11 protein-coding genes are annotated in these 21691 nt (G+C 62.5%); all 11 read right to left on the minus strand.

From position 1 onward, the window contains the following. Positions 1–170: 170 nt before the first annotated feature. On the minus strand, positions 171–2042 hold the full coding sequence (locus tag MF134_RS14480) for a calcium-binding protein (protein WP_255340183.1): 1872 nt from the start codon (positions 2040–2042) through the stop codon (positions 171–173). A 464-nt stretch (positions 2043–2506) separates the two neighbouring features. After that, positions 2507–4267: a calcium-binding protein gene (locus tag MF134_RS24035; protein ID WP_255340184.1), complete on the minus strand. Its 1761-nt coding sequence runs from the start codon at positions 4265–4267 to the stop codon at positions 2507–2509. 331 nt (positions 4268–4598) lie between these two features. Beyond that, positions 4599–6467, minus strand: a complete 1869-nt coding sequence (locus MF134_RS14490) for a calcium-binding protein (RefSeq protein ID WP_255340185.1) — start codon at positions 6465–6467, stop codon at positions 4599–4601. Positions 6468–6937: 470 nt separating this feature from the next. Then, on the minus strand, positions 6938–9388 hold the full coding sequence (locus tag MF134_RS23870; RefSeq protein ID WP_304363774.1) for a beta strand repeat-containing protein: 2451 nt from the start codon (positions 9386–9388) through the stop codon (positions 6938–6940). A gap of 522 nt (positions 9389–9910) precedes the next feature. Beyond that, entirely contained in the window at positions 9911–11875 is a 1965-nt protein-coding gene (locus MF134_RS23875) for a CAP domain-containing protein (RefSeq protein ID WP_304363775.1), read from the minus strand. A gap of 194 nt (positions 11876–12069) precedes the next feature. After that, positions 12070–15405 (minus strand): S8 family serine peptidase, encoded by a 3336-nt coding sequence (locus MF134_RS14520; RefSeq protein WP_255340186.1) that lies wholly within the window; start codon positions 15403–15405, stop codon positions 12070–12072. A 119-nt stretch (positions 15406–15524) separates the two neighbouring features. Continuing rightward, positions 15525–15806, minus strand: coding sequence for a DUF5818 domain-containing protein (locus MF134_RS14525; protein WP_255340187.1), 282 nt, complete (start codon positions 15804–15806; stop codon positions 15525–15527). A 163-nt stretch (positions 15807–15969) separates the two neighbouring features. Further along, on the minus strand, positions 15970–17508 hold the full coding sequence (locus tag MF134_RS14530) for a M48 family metalloprotease (RefSeq protein WP_255340188.1): 1539 nt from the start codon (positions 17506–17508) through the stop codon (positions 15970–15972). Between the two features lie 379 nt (positions 17509–17887). Continuing rightward, positions 17888–18664: a thiamine ABC transporter ATP-binding protein gene (gene thiQ, locus MF134_RS14535; protein ID WP_255340189.1), complete on the minus strand. Its 777-nt coding sequence runs from the start codon at positions 18662–18664 to the stop codon at positions 17888–17890. Then, complete coding sequence (gene thiP / locus MF134_RS14540; RefSeq protein WP_255340190.1) at positions 18661–20280, minus strand: thiamine/thiamine pyrophosphate ABC transporter permease; 1620 nt, start codon at positions 20278–20280, stop codon at positions 18661–18663. The genes thiQ and thiP overlap by 4 nt, the downstream gene beginning before the upstream one ends. Positions 20281–20623: 343 nt before the next feature. Then, positions 20624–21691, minus strand: a complete 1068-nt coding sequence (gene thiB, locus MF134_RS14545) for a thiamine ABC transporter substrate binding subunit (RefSeq protein WP_255340191.1) — start codon at positions 21689–21691, stop codon at positions 20624–20626.

Consider the following 21691-nt stretch of genomic DNA (forward strand, 5'->3'; position numbering starts at 1 on the left):
TAGCTCTCGCCAGCATAAAAGGACCAGTAAATATCCCGTTTGGGAAGATCGTGAGAGGATCGCCAGGCGAGGAATCCGAGCCGGTATAACCGGCTCGGATCGCATGGCATCCATGGAATATGATGCTTCCGCACGAAGCATCAGCACGCTTCGCGCAATTCCATGTCTCTTCAGAAGATGAAGTCGTTTGCGTCGAGATCGGCGATGTTGACGTTGTTCAGCGTGATGGTGTTGGCCCCATCGGTGATGACGGCATTGGCACCGGACTGGGTGAGGTGGTTGGCGGCCAGATCGGCGAAGTCGGTGATGTTGGTGACCGCCGACAGGTCGATCTTCTCGAAATCGTTGAGTTCCTCGAAGTCGGTGATCGTGTCCTGGCCGAAGCCATTGGCGTAGACGAAGGTGTCGCCGTTGATGCCGCCGGTCAGCGTGTCGTTGCCGGCGCCGCCGGTGATGGTGTCGAAACCGAGATCGCCAATGATCTCGTCATTGCCGTCGCCACCCCTCAGATCGTCGTTTCCGGCGAAACCACGCAGGAAGTCGTTGCCGCCTTCACCGCGCAGGATGTTGACGCCACTGTTGCCGTTGAGCGTGTCGTCGAAGGCCGAACCGACGAGGCTTTCGATGTTCGACAGGACGTCGCCGGCGGCATGACCGCCGAAGGCGCTGCCATTGCGAAGGTCGACGGCGACGCCGCCGGTGGAGTTTTCATAATTGGCCTGGTCGAAGCCGTCGCCGCCATTGACGATGTCGCCGCCGGCGCCGCCTCTCAGAATGTCGCTTCCCGTCCCGCCATAAAGCTCGTCCTCGCCGAGACCGCCGAAGAGCTGGTCGTTGTCGCTGCCGCCATAGAGAACGTCGGAGTTGTGGCCGCCGACGATGACGTCATCGCCTTCCTCACCGTAGATGCCGCCCTGCACATGGCTGTCGCCGAAACCGTTGTACATGTCGTTGCCGGCGTCCAGATAGACGTTCGAGCCGATGTCGCCGGTGTTGTTCAGGAAGTCGTTTCCATCGCTCAGATCGACGGCGCCGGTGATCAGCCCGGTGTTGACCACGCTGATCGGACTCTCGCCGGTCACGGATACCGAGAACAGGCCGTAGCGACCCGAAATGGTCCCGCTGTTGGTCAGGTAGCTGCGATCCAGGGTCTCGCCCAGGGTATCCTGGATCAGGATGCCGGCGCTGTCGGTCGAAATGATCTCGCCCGTATTGTTGATCTCGACCGCCTGGTCGTTCACGTAAACGCCATAGCCGGTGCTGCCGGAGATCGTTCCGGTGTTGGTCAGCGTCGCGACGCCGACACCATCCAGGAGCTGAATGCCCTCGTTCTCGCCGGCGATCAGGCCGTTGTTCTCGATCGTCGTGCCGTTGCCGGTGGAGATGAAGATGCCGTCCGAATTCGACGACTGGATCGAGCCGTCATTGAAGATATAGACGGGAATCGCGCTGCTGGAGGCGATATTGGGACTCACCGAAATCGCCGTCAAGCGCCCCTGGATCGAGCCGGAATTGGTGAGTTCGAAACGCGTGGCCTGGATCTCGAAGCCCGATTCGAGCGCACTCACGATCGAGGCACCGTAACCGTTCGTGGCGTAGACGGTCCCGCCGGAATTGACGTCGAGCCCGTCGCCGGACGCCGATACCGTCCCGGTATTGACGAATTCCACGCCGGCGGCCGAGCCGTTCGCGCTCGTCACGCTGACGGCGTCTGTGTCGCCCTGAACCGAACCGGCGTTGCTGAATTCGAACAGCGAGGTCAATCCGTCGATATCGAGAGCGGTATTGTTCGTGCTGACGACGTTGCCCAGACTGCCCACGGTGAACTGCAGGAAACTGTTGCCGGATGCCGACAGCGCATCCTGGCCGCCAAGCCCGACCAGACCACCCAGAATGGCGATCTGATTGGCGCCGCCGGTGGTGGTGATCGGCGCCGAGAAATCGAACGTCGTCAGCGTCGAGTCCTGCGTCACGATGAGGTCGTCGCCTGCCGAGAGCGTGCGGGCGATCGAGGAATCGCTGCTGATGATTTCGTCTGCCATGTTTCTTGCCTTTCCTGGCCAAGGCCCCAATGCGGAACCGGCCTCCACCGCGACTTTCGAAATGGTGCACGGGGCGCCGGTGATCTGTCCGTGATGTGTGAAGAACGAGACCGTCTACGGCGCCGCGCCGAGCACGATCGTGCGAACGCAAGCGTCGTTCGCTTGAGACAATGCCACCTCTCCTAGCCTCCGCACGCCGCTACCCGCGAAGACCTGAAAGCCCCGAGCAATAATTACGAAAGGGAAGCGATGAGGTCAACCAAGTAACTGGAAAATCTCGCGATCACGAAGTCATGATGTGTAATGTTTTGGCTGGCTATCGACTTGAGCGAAGATGGCGAGCGCACCGAGGGAGACCCCTGTCGAGACCGAGGACTCCGAACCAGCGGAAGCTGGCCCGGAGTCAATTCAGGGCCATTGCGTGCCCTGGTCGGGCGGCGCGTCGTGGGCTCTGACGGGCTTCATCAGAAGATGAAGTCGTTTGCGTCGAGATCGGCGATGTTGACGTTGTTCAGCGTGATGGTGTTGGCCCCATCGGTGATGACGGCATTGGCGCCAACCTGGGTGAGGTGGTTAGCGGCCAGATCGGCGAAGTCGGTGATGGCGGTCACCGCGGAGAGGTCGATCTTCTCGAAATTGTTGAATTCCTCGAAGTCGGTGATGGTGTCCTGACCAAAGCCATCGGCGAAGACGAAGGTGTCGCCATTGACGCCGCCGGTGAGCGTGTCGTTGCCGGCCCCGCCGGTGATGGTGTCGAAGCCGAGATCGCCGATGATCTCGTCGTTTCCGCTACCGCCTCTCAGGTCGTCGTTTCCGGCAAAGCCGCGCAGATAGTCGTTGCCGCCTTCGCCGCGCAGGATGTTGACGCCGCTATTGCCGAGAAGGGTGTCGTCGAAAGCAGAACCGACGAGGCTTTCGATGTTCGACAGGACGTCGCCGGCGGCGTGGCCGCCGAAGGCGCTGCCATTGCGCAGGTCGACGGCGATGCCGCCGCCGGAATTCTCGTAATTGGCCTGGTCGAAGCCGTCGCCGCCATTGACGATGTCGCCGCCGGCGCCGCCTCTAAGAATGTCCAAGCCGGTGCCGCCGTAAAGCTCGTCGTCGCCGACGCCGCCGAAGAGCCGATCGTTGCCGCTGCCGCCATCGAGGAAGTCGCTGTCGTCGCCGCCGGCGATGGCATCGTTTCCGGCCTCGCCATAAAGCTCGTTGTTGCCGCCGCCGCCATAGAGGGTGTCGTTGTCGTCGCCGCCCCGAAAGGTGTCCGAAAGATCGCCGCCCACGAACAGGTCGTCGCCGGCGCCTCCCTCGACCATGCCTGCGAAGACGCCCGCCCCTGTGACGACGCCGGCGCCGACGGAGATGAAGAGATCGTTGCCGTCACCCAGATCGACGTCGCCAATGATCGTGCCGCCATTGGTAATGATGTCGTCGCCATCGCCGGTGTCGATGCTGCCATTGGTCAGGCCGGTATTGGTGAAATGCAGCTCCCCTGCATCATCCAGGATGGCGAAGGTCGTGCCGCTGGGATCGGCGAGGATCGTGCCGTCATTGACCAGGGTCGTGGTGCTGCCGGTCAGGCTGGTTGCGTTGAACGCCGCGCTGTTCGTGTTCTCCCCACCGCCCTGAAGCACGCCGCTGCTGGTGATCGTGATCAGACTGTTGTCAGCCGAGCTGTTAACTTTCAGGCCGTTCCGCCCGCCGGTGACATGGCCGCTGATGCTCACGACGCTGTCATCGCCGCTGAGTTCGATACCATTTCTCCCGGCGTCGACCGTGCCCGCGACGACGAACTCGTCGTTTGATGAGCCGGGTCCATTGGCGAGACCGTCGCTCCCGGCGACGATCGTGCCGGTCGAGGTCAGGACGGCACGGTCTCCGCCGTTTACAAGGATACCCCTAGATTGAACCTGGATAAGGCCGGCGACGACGATGTCGTCGTCCGCGGTGCCGGTCGTGCTGAATATGCCAAATTGAGACAGGATCGTGCCCGTCGAGCTGAGGACGACCCGATCGCCGCCGTTCAGTTCGACGCCGTCATCATTGGCGAGGAGCGTGCCCGCGATATTCAGTTCCACATTGGCGCTCGTTGCCGTGACGTGGATGGCGTCGACGACACCGCCCGACTGGATGTAGATGTTCGGCATGACGAAGAACAATCCGTCGCCGATATTGGCATCGGTGATTTCCAGCCCATTGGCCTGGTTCGTGGAGATGATGGTGCTCACAGCGAGACTCCCTGTCGCTCGAAATGGCGAGGCGTCGCGAACTCGCTGGGCTCTCGGCGCGAACGACACCCCTTGAGGAATTGCGCCAGCGTCGGGCCATTAGGGACGTTTTCTTATTCTTACTCAAGGGAATTTTTGATAAATAAAGCTGATTGTTTATTTTATATTGCCGATGCAGCCTCGCCGGCACCGAATATCTTTTTTATTTACAATGGCTTTATCAATAAAAAGGCCGGCCCGGTATCACATGCCGGTCCGGCCTCTTGTGCTCACGTTTGTATTGTTCTGCTGTCGAAATTCAATCGAGCATGGTTCGCCGCTCGCTCCGGCCTCAGAAGATGAAGTCGTTTGCGTCGAGATCGGCGATGTTGACGTTGTTCAGCGTGATGGTGTTCGCACCATCGGTGATCACGGCATTGGCACCGGACTGGGTCAAATGATTGGCCGCGAGATCGGCGAAGTCGGTGATGGCGGTGACGGCCGACAGATCGATCTTCTCGAAATTGTTGAGTTCCTCGAAGTCGGTGATGACGTCCACCCCGAAGCCATTGGCGTAGACGAAGGTGTCGCCGTTGATGCCGCCGGTCAGCGTGTCGTTGCCGGCGCCGCCGGTGATGGTGTCGAAGCCGAGATCGCCGATGATCTCGTCATTGCCGTCGCCACCTCTCAGATCGTCGTTTCCGGCGAAACCACGAAGGAAGTCGTTGCCGCCTTCGCCGCGCAGGATGTTGACGCCACTGTTGCCGTTGAGCGTGTCATCGAAGGCCGAGCCGACGAGACTCTCGATGTTCGACAGGACGTCGCCGGCAGCATGGCCGCCGCAGGCGCCGCCATTGCGAAGGTCGACGGCGACGCCGCCGGTGGAGTTTTCGTAATTGGCCTGGTCGAAGCCGTCGCCGCCATTGACGATGTCGCCTCCGGCGCCGCCTCTCAGAATGTCGCTTCCCGTCCCGCCATAAAGCTCGTCCTCGCCGAGACCGCCGAAGAGCTGGTCGTTGTCGCTGCCGCCATAGAGAACGTCGGAGTTGTGGCCGCCGACGATGACGTCATCGCCTTCGTCACCGTAGATGGCGCCATGGACGTGGCTGTCGCCGAAGCCGTTGTACATGTCGTTACCGGCGTCCAGATAGACGCTCGCGCCGATGTCGCCGGTGTTCTTCAGGAAGTCGTTGCCGTCGCTCAGATCGACGGCGCCGGTGATCAGTCCGGTGTTGACGACGCTGATCGGACTCTCGCCCGTCACCTCGACCGAAAAGACGCCGTAGCGGCTCGAGATGGTCCCGCTGTTGGTCAGATAGCTGCGATCGAAGGTGTTGTCGAACTGGGCATCCTGGATCAGGATGCCGACGCTGCCGGTCGAGATGATCTCGCCCGCATTGTTGATCTCGATCGCCGTGTTGTACGCATAGACACCATTGGTGGTGCTGCCGGAGATGGTTCCGGTGTTGGTCAGCGTCGCGACGCCGACACCATTCGAGAGATGGATGCCTTCGTTCTCGCCGGCGATCAGGCCGTTGTTCTCGATCGTCGTGCCATTGCCGGCGGCAACATAAATCGCGTCCGAGTTCGTCGACTGGATCGAGCCGTCGTTAAAGATATAGACGGGCGTACCAGTGGACGTGTTGGGATAGACCACAATGGCCAAGGCGCGGGCCTGGATCGAGCCGGCATTTGTCAGTTCGAACCGAGTCACAGAGAGCTCGAAGGCCGATTCGATCGCACTCACGATGGAGGCACCGTAACCGTTCGAGGCGTAGACGGTCCCGGCGGAATTGACGTCGACCGCGTCGCCGGACGCCGCCACCGTGCCGGTGTTGACGAACTCCACGTCGGGGTTGACGCCGCTGCCACCCCTTACCCGGACGGCGTCCGTGTCACCCTGGACGGTCCCGGCATTGCTGAATTCGAACAGCGAGGTCAGGTCGTTGACATTGATGGCCGTATTGTTGGCGCTGATGACGTTGCCCTGACTGCCGACGGTGAGCTGCAGGAAACTGTTGTCCGATGCCGTCAGCGCGTTCCGGCTGCCGAGCCCCACCAGACCGCCCAGAATGACGATCTGATTGGCGCCGCCGGTTGTGGTGATAGGCGCCGAGGGGTCGAACGTCGTCAGCGTCGAGTCCTGCGTCACGATGAGATCGTCACCTGCCGAGAGCGTGCGGGCGATCGACGAATCGCTGCTGATGATTTCGTCTGCCAATGTTCCAATGCCTTTCTGGCCAAGGCCCCAAAGGGGCGATCGAGATCCGCGGCGCTATCCGGAGGGAGGTGCGGGTGCAGCGGATCTGTCTGTCATTTGGTAGGGACAAGCCCATCCAGGGATGGGCTCAGTTCGGGAAGAGGAGCGCAGGGCCCGTCCACAGCAGACGATGCCGTCCATGGATGTCACGGCATGCCGGTTTCAGGGAAAACGCTGGTTTGCTTACGAAAGGGACGGTGACGGGTCAACCGCGCGCCCGCCGAAATCCTGAGCGCAAACCGCGTAAGACGCGTGTTGTTTCAGACGTTTGAACGTAAAGTAAGTATTCCGTTCGGGAGGACGTCTAGACGATCGCCATGAAAAAATCCGAGCCGGCGGAGCCGACTCGGATCGAGGGCAACTGCGGAACATGCCGCAAGATCACGCTTCCAGGCGAAGCAGTGGCACGCTTCGCGCAATCCCCTGAGTTTTCAGAAGATGAAGTCGTTTGCGTCGAGATCGGCGATATTGACGTTGTTCAGCGTGATGGTGTTGGCGCCGTCGGTGATGACGGCATTGGCCCCGGACTGGGTGAGGTGGTTTGCGGCCAGATCGGCGAAGTCGGTGATGGCGGTCACCGCGGAGAGGTCGATCTTCTCGAAATCATTGAGTTCCTCGAAGTCGGTGATCGTGTCCTGGCCGAAGCCATTGGCGTAGACGAAGGTGTCGCCGTTGATGCCGCCGGTCAGCGTGTCGTTGCCGGCGCCGCCGGTGATGGTGTCGAAGCCGAGATCGCCGATGATCTCGTCATTGCCGTCGCCACCCCTCAGATCGTCGTTTCCGGCGAAACCACGCAGGAAGTCGTTGCCGCCTTCGCCGCGCAGGATGTTGACGCCACTGTTGCCGTTGAGCGTGTCGTCGAAGGCCGAACCGACGAGGCTCTCGATGTTCGACAGGACGTCGCCCGCGGCATGGCCGCCGAAGGCGCTGCCATTGCGCAGGTCGATGGCGACGCCGCCGGTGGAGTTTTCGTAATTGGCCTGGTCGAAGCCGTCGCCGCCATTGACGATGTCGCCTCCGGCGCCGCCTCTCAGGATATCGCTTCCCGTCCCGCCATAAAGCTCGTCGTCGCCGAGACCGCCGAAGAGCTGGTCGTTCTCGCTGCCGCCGTCGAGAACGTCCGCATTGTGACTGCCGACAAGAACGTCATTGCCCGCTTCACCGAAAACCGTGCCGGTGACGAGGCTGTCTCCGAAGCCGTTGAAGAAATCGGCGCCGCTGCCGAGTTCGACGTCGCCGCCGAGCGTCCCGAGATTGCGGACGGTGTCGTCGCCCGATCCCATGGCCACGGCCACGCTGCCATCGAGGCCAGGATTGATTGTGCCGAAATTGTCCAGTCTTGCCCCGCCGCCGGACGAGCTGGCCATCTGCACGCCTTCGTAGTTGCCGCCGCCCTGGATGGTGCCGTGATTGACCAGGCGATCGGCCTCGCTCGAGGCAAAATAAACGCCTTCGTTCGCCATGGAGGTGATCGTGCCGTGATTGATCAGCACGTCCGAGTTGGCCGGAGACGAAGACCCGAAGTAGACGCCCTCGAAGCCGGTCCCGACAAGAGTCCCCGTATTCACCAGCCGGCTGGAGCCGCCGTTGAAATAGATGGCGGTATCATCCCCGGTGATCGTGCCGCTATTGGTCACGTTCGCGCTGGAGCCGTTCATCCAGACGGCGTCGTCATCGAGCGCGGTGATCGTCCCGCTGTTGACAAGGTCCGCGCCGTCCCCGGCGGCTCGGACGCCATACTCGTTGGTGGACTGGACCTCGCCCGTATTGGTGATGTGGTTGCTGGTGCCGGACGCGTAGATGCCGGTGCCATAGGCGCTGGCCGAACCGTTGTTGACGATCGCATTGTTGTTGCCGATCGCCATCAGGGCACCGTAGGCGGAGGATGTCGATCCACCAATGACGGAACCATCGTTCTGGATGGTCGATGCGTTGGCCGATATTTGAATGCCCGACGAGATTTTCGAGGAGACGACGCCCGTGTTCAACACGGTGAAATCGGAGGTGCCGCTCGCGAAAATTCCGGTATCATCGGCGTTGATCTCGCCTGAATTGATGATGCTGGACGAACCACCGAGCGCATAGATGCCGTAGGTCTGGGCGACGATATCGCCGGAGTTCGAGACTTCCGAAGTGCCGCCGACATGGATGCCGTTCTGGCCAGCGGCAATGGAGCCGGAATTGCTGATCGTATGGCCGATTCCGTCCTGAGCGCGGATGCCGTCGACCGTCCTGGCCGTGATGGTGCCGGAGTTGGTGACGATGTTGTCACTGTCATAGACGTCGATGCCGCTGTCGTCGCCCTGGATCGTGCCGGAATTGGTGATGACATTCCCGCCGGTATCGTCATTGATAAAGATGGCAGTAAAGTCGCTCGAAGCGATGATGCCGGCATTGTTGATCTCGGTGTTGTCGCCGGAAATGCTGATCGCCGCGCCGTCGCGAGCCGTGACCGAGGCGGAGGCTCCGATCGAGATCTGATAATTGTCCGATCCGTTATTGGTGGCGTCGCTCGCGCTGATGGCGTTGCTCGACCCGTAGACGCGGCCTTCGATGTTGATGGTTTCGTTATCACCGCTCAGCCGGATCGCGTCGGCGCCGCGTGCAATGATCTCGCCGTCGCGGCCGACATTGACGACATTGTTGCCGGCGCCATTGCTGGCGCCGAGAAGCTGAACGGCGTTGCTGTTCGCGGTGAAGATGGTCCCCTGCACATCGACCATTTGCAGCTGGCCGGTGCCGGACACCGCGATCTTCGTTCCGGTGGCGGCGATATATCCGTTCGCTCCGACGAGAAGCGTGTCGCCATTGGCGGGCAGCGAGTACATCGGTGCTCCGGCGGCAGCGTCGATATCCGTGAAGTTTACGATCGTGGTGGCCATGTCGGGGAATCTCCTGAAAGGTCGGGCGCCTACGGTTATTGCTTGTAGGCAAGCCGCATACGGCTACGAGATGACGTAATGGAAAGTTTAGATTCTATAATGAGACGGAACTATGTTCACACAGAAATTTTAGTATTGATCGTATTGATTGCCTATAGCTTTCATAAGTGACCTAAGGTCGTAAAATGCGGTGCATGAGCGAGCAATCGGGTACAGCCTGGCTGACCGGGGGCTCGTGTGCCGTTCGGATGGAGGGCACAGGCTTCTTTGCCGCTCGGACGTCTTGACGTGGTGCCAAGCGGCATCGAGTGGGCTTTCGATCTGACCCCGAGGCCATGTCCTGATCTTGCAGCATGATGCTGGCGCCAAGCGAAGCCAGGCGCCATCGCCGCTCGGAGAACACTCGTGCGGATCTCGATATCGATCGGCATGGGTGGGATTGCACGGTAGGTAACAAATAAGGGGGGACAAGCCGGCTTGCCCCCACCTCTCGGCACCCGGAATGATACGGAGAATTGCGCCTCAGAAGATGAAGTCGTTTGCGTCGAGATTAGCGATGTCGACATTGTTGAGGGTGATGGTGTTCGCACCGTCGGTGATGACGGCATTGGCGCCGAGCTGGGTCAGGTGGTTGGCCGCAAGGTCGGCGAAGTCGGTGATGGCGGTCACCGCAGAGAGGTCGATCTTCTCAAGATTGTTGAACTCTTCGAAGTCGGTGATCGTGTCCTGGCCGAAGAAGTCGGCGTAGACGAAGGTGTCGCCATTGACGCCGCCGGTCAGCGTGTCGTTGCCGACGCCGCCAGTGAGGGTATCGAAACCGGCATTGCCCACAAGAATGTCGTTCCCGCCGTCGCCATAGAGCGTATCATCGCCATTGCCGCCATAAAGGCGATCATGGCCGCCGAGGCCGCGAAGGCTGTCGGCACCATCCGCGCCACTCAGAATATTGGCAGCGCCGTTTCCAATCAGATTGTCATCGTAGGATGAACCGATCAGGCCTTCGATGTTGGTCAGAACATCACCAGCGGCATCATATCCGTGAACGCTGCCATTGCGCAGATCGACGGCAACGCCCTCCTGTGAACGAGCCCCTTCGTAACTCACGATGTCGAAACCTTCGCCGCCATGGAGCTGATCAGCGCCTGGACCGCCGATCAATACGTCATTGCCGGCGCCTCCGAGGAGTTGGTCGTTGTAGTGCCCGCCATAGAGCGTGTCGTTGCCGTCTCCACCAACGAGTTGGTCGCTTCCGAAATCCCCGTAGATCAGATCGTTGCCATTGCCACCATAGAGCCTGTCATTGCCGTCATAGCCCCGCAGAAAATCGACACCATTTCCGCCATGCAGGATGTTCAGCTCATCATTCCCGCGAAGTTGATCGTTGTAGGAAGAGCCGTTGAGCGCTTCGATGCTCGTCAGCGTATCGCCGTTCGCTTCACCTAGTGTGCCCGTTCCGCTGCGCAGATCCACCGCGACACCCGAAGTGGCGTTCGCATAGTTCGCCTGATCGAAGCCAAGGCCGCCGTCGAGTTGGTCCGCGCCTTCGCCGCCCCTGAGAATGTCGTTGCCCGCGTTGCCCTGGAGATGATTGTCGCCAGCGTTGCCGATCAGCCACTCACTGCCGGCGCTGCCGGTCAGGTCGAGGTCGTCGGTCCCCAGAAGCCGTGCCTCGGTGATCCCGGAAACGAGCACGGCGCTTGAAGAGGCCGCGATCACGGACGAGCCGATGAAATCCAGTTTGACGTTCCGTGAGCCGATATCGATCATCAACTCGACCGATCCGCTGGTAACGGTCGTCAGGCCGGAAGAAGGGGTGATCTGGATGTCGTACCCGCCGGCGGCGGCGCTCGCAGCCGAACTGCCCCCCGCAACGGAGACGGATTGGCCGCTCACAGCTTCGCCAATCGAATAGAAATCGTCGCCATCCGTATCGTTATAGACGACGCCGGTCAGGAAATAGCGTGATCCGGAGTAGGCGAAATTCTTCGTCAGCATGGAGGCATCGTAGGTTGTGCCGGTATCGCTGTCGGTAAAATCGCCCCGGGCCTGACCAACACCCAGTTCGCGGAAATCATCATTGAGGATGTTGCGACGGTGGCCGATGCTTTCGAACAGACCTTCGTGATGAATTTCGATCGCTGCGTTGAGGTCGACCGTGCCCGTCGTCCCATAATAGGCGATGTTCTCGCCCGTGCCCCATGATCCGGTCAGCGGGTAGCCCGCATCGCTCATCCGTGAAGTCGGGGTCCCGTCCCCGATCCCGTCATGGGCGAATTCGTCGACTGCCAGCATGTGCGCCGAGTGAGCCGCCGCCGCGCTGTTCAGGGCGGCGTTGCCGGCGAGCGGCTGCCGCGATTCAGCGGTGAAGGCCTGGCCGTCATTGTCTGCGTTGAGATTGCCGCCAAGATAGCGATCGGCTTCCGCCTGAGGATCGAGGCGGGCTCGATTGACGAGTTCGATCAGATATTGCTCGGCGGCCGTGGTCATGTGATCTCATCCCTTTGAAAACATGGGATGACTATACGCCAATTATTTCAGAAGAAATTCATTTAAGACGCTTGGCCGAAAATCGGGGCCGTCATGCAGCACCGGACCCAATCTCGGGGCCTTTCTCATGACTGAAACAACGCCCCTCGAGGAGCACGTTGCCCTCGAGGGTGCTGTTCGGCTTGGGGACGATGTCAGAAGATGAAGTCGCCCGCGTCGAGATCGGCGATGTTGACGTTGTTGAGTGTGATGGTGTTGGCGCCGTCGGTGATCAGGGCGTTGGCGCCGACTTGGGAGAGATGGTTGGCCGCGAGATCGGCAAAGCTCGTGATGGCGGTCACCGCCGACAGGTCGATTTTCTCGTTGTTGTTCAACGCCTCGAAATCGGTGATCGTGTCACTGCCGAAGCCATTTCCGAAGACGAAGATATCGCCATTCACGCCGCCAGTCAGCGTGTCGTTCCCCGCGCCACCGTTCAGCGTATCGAAGCCCGCGTCGCCGATCAGCGTGTCGTTGCCGTTGCCGCCGAGAAGCGTGTCGTTGCCGGCAAAGCCACGCAGATAGTCGAAGCCGTTGCCGCCACTGAGGACGTTGATGCCGTTGTTGCCGAGAAGCGCGTCGAAGTAGGACGAGCCGGTCAAATTCTCGATGTCGGTGATCGTATCGCCCTCGGCATGACCGCCGGAAGCGTTGCCATTGCGCAGATCGACAGCAACGCCGGCATCGGAGTCCACATAGCTCGCCGTATCGATGTCTGCGCCGCCATTGATCTGGTCGGCGCCGGCGCCACCATTAAGAATGTCGTTGCCGGTATCGCCGATGAGATTGTCGTTGCCGTTGCCGCCGAAGAGTTGGTCGTTGCCGCCGAGTCCGCGCAAGTAGTCCCAGCCATTCTCGCCGCGCAGAATATTGGCGGAGCTGTTGCCGATCAGCGTGTCGAAATAGGACGAGCCGACGAGTGCCTCGATGTTGCTGACCGTGTCGCCCGCGGCATGACCGCCTGAAGCGTTGCCATTGCGCAGGTCGACCGCGACGCCCGCATTTGAGCCTTCGTAATTGGCCTGGTCGTAGCCGTCGCCGCCATTGATCACGTCGGCTCCGGCCCCACCGTTGAGGATGTCGTTGCCGGTGTCGCCCATCAGCGTATCGTTGCCGTTGCCGCCGAAGAGCTGATCGTTGCCGCCCATGCCGCGAAGATTGTCCCAGCCGTTCTCGCCACGCAGAATATTGGCGGCGCCATTGCCGATCAGCGTGTCGTAGTAGGAAGAGCCAGTCAGGTTTTCGATGCTGATCAGCGTGTCGCCGGCAGCATGGCCGCCAAAGGCGTTGCCATTGCGCAGGTCGACCGCCACGCCGGAGTTCGACCCGGCATAACTCGCCGTGTCGCTGCCATTGCCGCCGTTCAGAGTGTCTCCCCCGGCGCCACCGTTGAGGATGTCGTTGCCGGCGAGGCCATACAGCGCGTCCTGACCACGCATGCCCCAGAGAATGTTGTTGCCGCCCGTGCCGTAGAGCGCGTCGTTGCCGTCGCCGGTGACGGCGTTCTCGATGTCGGAAAAGACGGTGGCGACGCCGGCGATCGTGGATGTGAAGCTGCTGCGCAGCTGGATCGTGGTGTTGGTCGAGACCGCCGCTGCATTGACCCAGTCGATGCCGCCGTCGGTGTCGGTCACCGTCGTGCCGTGCCCCCCCTGGCCGGCGACGTCGGAATATTCGTTGGTGTAGTGGTAGACGTCGTCGGCGTTGATCCCGGCCGCGTCGGCATCGTCGATGCCATGGGCGGTGACCGAAAGGGCGTTGACCGTGCCGGTATTGCCGGCGGCCGTATCGGTGATCCTGACGGTCCAGGTGCCGGCGAGGTCCTCGCCGCGGAAGGCGTTGGCGCCGAAGGTCCAGGACAACTGACCGCTCGACAGGGCCGAGCCGTCGCCATAGGCGCCATTGAACAGTTCGACCGATGTGCCGTCGGCCGAGACGATTTCGATGAGCAGGTCTGTCAGATTCGCATGCTGCAGGTCGATGGTGACGTCGATATATTCGACGGTGAAGGACGGCGGAGTGAAGCTGACGGTATAATTCGTCACCGTCTGATCGCCGATCGCGCCGCCGGCGTTGGTCGCGGTGCGCGAGCCTTCGTTGCTGCTGACCTGCGCGTCGGCAAACAGGCTCCAGACCTCGGCCATGCGCACGGCGTTGTAGGCGTCGACGGCGCCGAAGCCGTAATCTTCCGAAAAGTGCAGCCCGCCGCCATTCCAGTTCTGGGCAGCATTGTAGAACCATTGATGGTTCTCGTCCGTCGTCTGAGTCCCGCCCACGCCCGAGCCGACGGTGCGCGAGGAATAGGCGAGGATCGTCTGGACGTCGCGCCAGCCGAGACCCTCATTGGCGTCCAGCATCAGAGCGACCACGCCGCTCACGATCGGCGTCGCGCCGGACGTGCCGCCGAAGGTGTCAGTGTAGTCGGAGTCATCGTAGCCGTTGGCACCGATACGATCGGTCGTCGCCAGTCCCTGGATCCCGCCATTGGAAGGCGCGGAGACCAGGAGATTCGCGCCGTAATTCGAGAAATAGGAGGCATCGCCGCTGTCGTCATAGGCGCCGACGGTGATCGTCGCACGGCTGGCGTCCCTGTCTTCCTGGTTGGTGTTTGCGTTATCGTTCCCGGCGGCCTTGAGCTGGATCGTCCCGAGCCCGTCACGGCCGTTCGCGAGAGCCTCGAACCATTCCGCGATGGTGGTCACGCGGGTGCTGTTGGTGACGAACGACGAACTCGACCCCCAGCTATGGTTGATGATGTCGAAGTTCTCGGACTGATCGACCGCTTCCAGGAAGCCGGCGGAATTGCTGTTGATGTCCGCAGGACCGGCGAAGATGTTGACGCCCGTCAATGTCGCGCCGTAGGCCACACCGACCGTGCCCACGCCATCGTTTTCCGCGGCGATCAGGCCGGCGACGGCCGTACCATGGGCATCACTTCCGGTGGCCGGCATCGGGTCGAGAACGGAACCGCCAACCGAGACGTGCAGGCTCGGATCGTAATTGCCGTCCAGATCGTGGTGGGTGTATTCCACGCCATCGTCGAAGACGCCGACATTGACTCCGGCCCCCGTGTAGTCGGCCCAGATGGCCGCCAGGTCGCCGAGCGCGCCCAGATGCCACTGGTCGGCCTGGGTTATGCCTTCATCCAGCTCGACTGTGATCGTATACTGGCCCGAGTAATTATCAGAGAAAGCGGCGGCTTCGATGTAATAGGTGCCGGTCGTCGTGGCCGTGAAGCTGAGCGCCGAATTGAGGCCGGGACCGTCGTCGTCATCGGAAGCGACCAGTTGAGAGGATGAATTGTAGAGCCGAAGATAGGGATCCGACAGCGCAGTCGCGCCGGTGCCGTCCAGGGAGATGTCATAAGTCTGGCCGGCCGTGAGAGTGATCGCGACCCAGTCGCGGTCACCTGTCGTTTCGAGCTGGTCGGTGAAACTTCCCCCCACCACCATCGACGCTGACGTCGAGCTATCGCCTGCAATATCAACCATTGTCGTCTCTCCTGGCCCCACCGCCACGGATCAGTCCGTGACCTGGGCCGCTTTTTTCTTGAACCACGTCAAGGCAGGCGCCTCGACACCGCTTGCCGCCGCTTGCGAAGCTTGAAGTCTCAGTTCTTTTCCGCTTCGATCAGTTTGACCGTTTCCACCCGCAGGGTTAGCCCCTGCATGCATGTCGAGACGGCAGCGATCTCGCCGCTGACGCGCACTCGATGGCCCGTTGCCGAACGCAGTTTTTGGAGATCCCCGCCCATCAGGGAGAATTCCCGCCCGTCGGTCATCCGCACCCGCGGGCACTCCACGCCCTCAATCAGAACGCCTTCCCCGGACACTTCACCATTGTTGACGAGGATGGTCATCATTGCTGCCATGACGGTTGCGATCGCGGTCATGATATTCCTTTGATCTTACCTAAAGTCAATGCAAAATCGAACCGAGCTATTGCATTCAAATTCAAATAGAATTTGCGAAAAATTGTCACAAGGAAGCCGCGGCGGCATCTGGTAGTATCGTTGGCCGGCGAGCATGTCACGCCCTCGCCCTCACGCCGATCACCTATTCGGCAACGATCTTGTAGCGCTCGCCGCTCTTCACCGCGTCGTCGGGGCCGAGTTCGTTGAGGAGACGGAACATCGGCTCCTTGCGCTCGATGCCGACCATGCGACGGGACAGCGTGTCGGCCGTGTCGCCGGGGCGTGCGGTGACGATCCGGATGCGCAGGGGCTTCAGGGCCGCCTTGTCGGCCGGCGACAGCTGGTGGAAGGAGTTGGCCACCTCTTCGGCAACCGTGCTCACATCCTTCGCCGCCTTGGCCGGGACCGCGGTCAGGAAGCGGTAGACCTGCCCACCGAGACGGATCACCGTGACGTCGAAGACGTATTCGCCGCCTTGCGCCCGGGCCGACACCGCCTCGAGGCCGGCGATGCGGCGCTCGCGGATGGTCGAGGGGATCAGGCCGCCGATCCAGCCGCTGTTGACGTAGTCGACGAGCCGGCGGTTCTGGGGCAGCGCGACCCCATCGAAGCGGATCGCCGTATCGCCCGGGCCCGTGGCCAGGACCGCTTCGGCGGTGTTGTCGAGGGTGAAGCGGTCGGGCACCGTGAAGGTGATGCCGAGGCCCGGATGCAGGAAGGTGCGCTCGCGCACATAGCCTTCCGAAGCCGAGTCGCCGAACAGCATGCCGTCGATGCCGTCGAGATAGCGGTCGCGGTCGGTCGCGCCCGTCCCGCGCGGGCCGAATTCCCTTGCATGTCGCTCGGCTAGATTGATGCGCTGGGGCGCGGAAGGGTGCGAGGCCAGGAAGTCGAGATTGGGATTGTCGGCCTGGAAGGCGGCGCGCAGATTCGCGTAGGCGTCCATCGCCTTCAGGAACCGGGAAGCCGCAAACGGATCGTAGCCCGCCCGGCCGATATGCTTGATGCCGAGGACGTCGGCCTGCAGTTCCTGCTGACGCGAGAACTGGGCAAGCGACAGCTTGCCCTTGGCGAGCGCGATCTGGCCGGCCGGCTCGCTTTCCAGAACTTCCGAGACCACCCGGCTGGCGAGTTCCGCCGCCTGTTCGCGCCGCTGGCGTTCTATGCCGTGATTGGCGGTCACATGGCCCATTTCATGGCCGATCACCGCTGCGACTTCCGCCGAATCATTGGCGAGCGCCAAGAGGCCGCGGGTGATGTAGACATAGCCGCCGGGCAGGGCGAAGGCGTTGATGTTCGGCGAATTGAGAACGGTGATGCGATAGGCGCGGGTCGGATCGTCGGTCGCCGCAGCCAGCTTGCCGACGATGGTCGCCAGTGTTCGTTCGAGCTTGGGATCGGAATAGGCACCGCCATAGGCGGCCAGAATCTTCGGATGCTGGGTGCGGCCGATCACCGATTGCGGGTCGCCCGCCTGGGCGGTCTCGAAGGTGACCGGCCGGCGTGACGCGGCATAGCCGGTCTGGACGCTGCTGTCGGCGCCGGCGTCGGCGGTGAGCCCGTCGAGACCGGCTTCGATGGTCGTGCAGCCGCTGGCCACTAGCATCGCGCCGCCCGTCAGTGCGGCGAGTGCGGTCCGCCAGATCCCGATCCGTTTCCGGTCAAACGATGTTGCTGTCATCGACGCGATCGACGCCCCCGTCCGTCCTCGCGGCGAATCGCTCGATGCGTCGCCGCGAATGCAACTATCGAATCGGCTTCGTCCGCGAAAGCATCGAACGGCAACACGGCCGGCAAAGTTTTTGCCTGCCGCAACGGTATCGAGCCGAATATCCGGATGGCCGCCCGTACAGGAGATGCCAAGACCCGGCTGCCGCCGCTGTTCGCCGAAGCGCGATGGATAAGAAATCCCCTCTATCCCTCATCATGACGGTTAGCAGAGAAATCCGCCGGAAATGCGTCACATCCGCCACACGAATTGTTCATTCGACCCTATCGACCAAGCCGAACTCGCCCGCAATGAGCGGACCCATCATGGGCTGTCACGGCTTGCGTCGCAGTCACACTCGATCGGCTAAGCGATCGTCCGAACGCCCGATGCCGAGATAGCGGGCGACGCGTTCGTCGGTCCGTGCGGAGAGGATCTCCCGGGCCTCGCCGATCGCCGCCACCGCGCCGTTTTCCAGATAGGCGACGCGATCGGCATGGGCGGCCGCGTCTTCCGGATGGTGGGTGACCATCACCACCGTCGCAGTCCGCCCCTGCCGGCGCCTCAGCGTGGCCAGAAGGGCCAGCATGTCCTGGCGCAGGGCCGGGCCGAGGGCGGCGAAGGGTTCGTCGAGGAGGATCAGCGGGCGATCCCGCACGAAGGCCCGCGCGAGGGCGACACGCTGGCGCTCGCCGCCGGACATTTGCGAGGGCAGGCGGTTGCCGTAACCCGCAAGGCCGACGTCGGAAAGCGCTTGTTCCACGGCTTCCCGCTGGGCTGGGCTCACCCGGAGACGCGGCGCGATGCCGAGCGCGACGTTGCGGAAGGCGGTGAGATGGGAGAAGAGGTTGTTTTCCTGAAACACCATGGAAAGCGGCCGCTCGGCCGGTGCGAGCGAGGCAACATCGCGCCCGAACATGCGGATTTCGCCGGACGTCGGCTCCAGGAAGCCGGCGGCCAGATCGAGGAGGGTGGACTTTCCCGCCCCGCTCGGCCCGATCACCGCGAGCCATTCCCCAGCGGTGACGCTGAGGTCGAAGCGCATTTCCGCTTCGCCATAGGAATAGGTGAGGTCGACGCATTCCAGCGCGGGTCCCGTGGTCTCCTCTGTGCCGCTGGCAGACGTCATGCGTGCTCCCCGGGGCGCGTCGACAGGCCGCGTTCCACCACCGTCATCAGGACGAGGGCGATCAGGCCGAGAAAAAGAGCGAGACCGGCCGCGTCCTCGGTGCGGTAGCTGCCCATGCGCTGGAGGAGGAGATAGGGCAGGGTCATGAAGTCGCTCGAACCGAACAGGGCGATCGCGCCGAGATCGCCAAAGGAAAGGGCGAGGGCGAAGGCAAAGGCCAGCGCGAGGGGCGTGCGCATGGCCGGCCAGTCGATCAGGGCGAAGCGCGCCGGGCCGGCGAGGCCGAGGCTTTCGGAAAGCCGACCCGTGCGGGCGCTTGTTTCCGCGAGCGCCGGCCCGACGATCCTGACCACGAAAGGCATCGCCATCACCGCATTGGTGCCCACCACCACATAGGGCGCGACGGCGAGCACATTGGTGACCTGTCGCAGGACCAGGAACCAGCCGGCACCGACGATCACCGGCGAGACGACGAGGACGAGGCTCGCTGTCGTCTCGAAGCTCGACCGCAAGACGCGGCGCGGCCGGTTGGAGGCGTGCCGCAGCGCCTCGATGGCCAGAAGCACGGCCGTTGACAGGACCAGAGAGAGGCAGGCGGCGCCCAGTGCCACGACGAGGCTCGTCAGGGCGGCCTGCAGGACGACACCCTCGGTGGCGAGCTTTGGCAGGTCTGCGGCGAGACCGGAGACGAGGATCGCGATAAAGGGCGCGAGGACGAAGCCGACGCCAATGACGACCAGAGCAATGTCGGTCCACCGGCGCACGGGGTTTGCCCGGTCGAAACGCTTTGCCTCCGCCCCGAGGCCGAAGCCACCGGTCGGGTCGCGCCCGAGCCTGAGCGCCGCGAGCAGCACGAGGGTGGTCAGCGCGATCTGGATCAGCGACAGGCCGACCGCCCGGCCAGGATCGAAATCGTAGCGCAGCGCCTGATAGACCGCGACTTCGAGCGTCGTCGCACCCGGGCCTCCACCGAGCACGAGGACGATGGTGAAACTCGTGATGCACAACATGAAGATCAGCGCCGCGGCGCCGGGCAGCGCCGTGCGCACCGCCGGCCATTCGACGAGGCGGAAGACGGCGAGGGGGAAAAGACCGAGCTGCCCGGCGAGCTTCCAGCTTTCGGCCGGTACCCTGTCGAGGGCGGCTAGGATCAGCCGTGCCGCCAGCGGCATGTTGAAGAAGACATGGGCGATCAGGATGCCGTTGAGACCGTAGACTTCGAGCCGCGGCAGCCCGAGTGCCGCAAGCCCCTGCGACAGGACGCCGTTCCGCCCCCAGATCGTGATCACCGCCAGGGCGCCGACCAGCACCGGCAGCGCCTGTGGCAAGAGAAACAGCCGCAGGATCAAGCGTTTGCCAGGAAAACGGGACCGATGAAGCGCCAACGCGAAGGGGATGGCGAGGAGGATCGAGAGGAGGGTGGAAAGGCCCGCCTGGAGTAGCGTGAAACCGAACACCGACTGGAGATAGGGATCGGCGAAAAGGGCTGCGAAGTCCGGTGCTGCATTGGTCGTCGCGAGCAGGACGACGAATCCGCCGGCAAGATAGGCGATGACGAGAGCCGCGGCCGTAAAGCCCCCGGCGATCCGGATGCGGCGGTCCGTTCTCGGGGTCATGCGGTGTTGCGGGCTTTGATGCCGCGTGTCAGTCCGAGTGGGACGTGTGAGACTCTATAGGCAAGTCGAATTCGTTCGACTGCGCGTGCGTCAGCTTCCGTCCCCTGAAGGTACCTGCCTGCGATCACCCCCCTCCGTCGGCTACGCCGACATCTCCTCCTCAAGGGGGGAGAGTGGTGGGAGCCAAGGTCGATGTCAGCCGTTCTCCCGCCTTGCGGGGGAGATGCCGGCAGGCAGAGAGGGGTATACGGACACAGCCGCAGAAGAATCTGTCTCGGCATATGCCTCCCGGCCTTTGCCCGTCCGGCTTCAAGCCCGACTGCAGCGGCCTCCGCTCTCACCGTCACCGCGCGCCGACGGCCTCCAGCCATTCCTGCGTCCAGGCACGGCGGTTTTCGGCGACCGTCTCGGGATCGATCAGGAGCGGCTTGTCCACCGTGACAAGGTTCGAAAATGCGTCCGGCAGCTTCACCTCGGGCAGGACCGGCAGCGTCCAGTTGGTGGTCGGCAGGATCGCCTGCGCCTCCTCGCTCACCAGGAACTCCAGGAAGGCACGGGCGAGTTCCGGCTCGTCGGCGGTGGTGAGCAGGCCGGCCACCTCGATCTGCAGGTAATGGCCCTCCTCGAAGGCGGCGGCCTTGTAGCGCTCGCTGCCTTCCTCGATCGCGTGATAGGCGGGCGAGGTCGTGTAGGAGAGGACGATCGGCACCTCGCCCTTGGTGAACAGGCCATAGGCCTCGCTCCAGCCTGGCGTGACCGTCAGGATGCGCGGCTGCAGCTCCTGCCACTTCGCGGCGGCCTCATCGCCATAGATCTCCTTCATCCAGAGCAGAAAGCCGAGCCCCGGCGTCGAGGTGCGCGGGTCTTCGATGACGATCTTTTGTTCCGGGTCGCCGGCGATCAGGTCGGCAAGGCTTTTGGGCGGATTGTCGATCACCTCGGTGTCGTAGACGAAGGCGAGATAGGCGTAGTCATAGGGCACGAAAACCGGGTCGGAAAAGCCAGTTGGGATCTCGATCCCGGAAAGATCGGCCTTCGACTCCGCGAACATGCCCGTCGCCTTGGCTTCGGGGATGAGATCGCTGGTGAGGCCGAGCGCGATGTCGGCCTCGGTCGAGGGGCCCTCCAGCTTCAGCCGGTTGAGGATCGAGACGCCGTCTTCCAGCCCGACGAATTCGAGATCGCAGCCGCACTGGGCTTCGAACGCTTCCTCGAGCTTCGGGCCGGGGCCCCAGTCGGCGGAAAAGCTGTCATAGGTGTAGACCGTGAGGACCGGGTCGTTTGCCTCCTCCTGCGCCTGTGCCGCCTGCGGTAAGGCTGCCAGAAGGGCGAAGGCGCTCAGCGTCGAAGCCAGGCGAAGGGGGCGCCTAGTCCAGAGGCGATTGTCGGATGAAGGCGTGGCATGCAGCAT

This window comes from Jiella marina, from assembly GCF_024359545.1.
In the GTDB taxonomy this organism is placed as follows: domain Bacteria; phylum Pseudomonadota; class Alphaproteobacteria; order Rhizobiales; family Rhizobiaceae; genus Jiella.